General features: G+C 64.6%; 1 protein-coding gene. It reads left to right on the forward strand.

Annotation, left to right across the window (positions count from 1 at the left end):
- The first annotated feature begins 13 nt into the window (after positions 1-13).
- The gene (locus tag Mth01_RS29355) at positions 14-928 is read left to right on the forward strand and encodes an IS982 family transposase (RefSeq protein ID WP_204019211.1); all 915 of its coding nucleotides are present in this window, start codon (positions 14-16) and stop codon (positions 926-928) included.
- Positions 929-939 lie beyond the last annotated feature (11 nt).

Genomic DNA, 939 nt, shown 5'->3' on the forward strand with positions numbered 1-939 from the left:
CCATGATCGATGTGTGTGCAACGACATAAACACCCTCGCAACCGCACTCTATGTGAAGATCGACGACGCAGTGAAGGCCTGGCCGGATCTGGCTCCCTGGCGTCCCAAGGTCGGCATCGCGCCTACCCTCAGTGACGCCGAGCTGGTGACGCTGGCAGTGATGTCGGCGCTGCTGGGCTTCACCTCCGAGCGGCACTGGCTGCGCTACGCCCGCACCCACCTGACCGGCATGTTCCCCTACCTGCCTGGCCAGTCCGGCTACAACAAGCGGCTACGCAAGGCATCCACCCTGCTCAAACACATGATCAGAATGCTCGCCACCGACACCGGCCTGTGGAGCGACGACGTGTGGGTGGTCGACTCCACACCGGTGGAGTGCGGCCGATCCCGAGAGACGGCCAAGCGCAGCGCCCTGGCCGGCTGGGCCGAGTACGGCTACTGCGCCAGTCACTCACGGTATTTCTGGGGACTGCGGCTCCACCTGTTATGCACCCTGGGCGGCCTGCCGATCGCCTTCGCGCTCACCGGCGCCAAGGCCGACGAACGCGAAACCCTGCAAGGCATGCTGGACGATGCTCCCGAACTGCTGGCCGGCCACCCGAGGCAAACGATCATCGGAGACAAGAACTACTACGGTCGCGAGTTCGAGCAGAACCTCACCGACAGTGACGTCCGATTGCTGCGCCCGGCCCGCAAGGGCGAACCCGAACGAGCCGGAGCGCGGTTGTTCAAGCCGTTGCGGCAGACCATCGAGTCGATCAACCAGACCTTCAAGGGCCAGCTCGACCTGGAACGTCACGGCGGCCGTACACCTGAGGGAGTCGTCGCCCGCGTGCTGGCGCGGATCCTCGCGCTGACCGCCGCGATCTGGCACAACGACAAGACCGGCCAACCAATCAAGCGCTCACTGATCGCCTACGACCACTAAACGTGACCAGA

This window comes from Sphaerimonospora thailandensis, from assembly GCF_016863115.1.
In the GTDB taxonomy this organism is placed as follows: Bacteria; Actinomycetota; Actinomycetes; order Streptosporangiales; family Streptosporangiaceae; genus Sphaerimonospora; species Sphaerimonospora cavernae.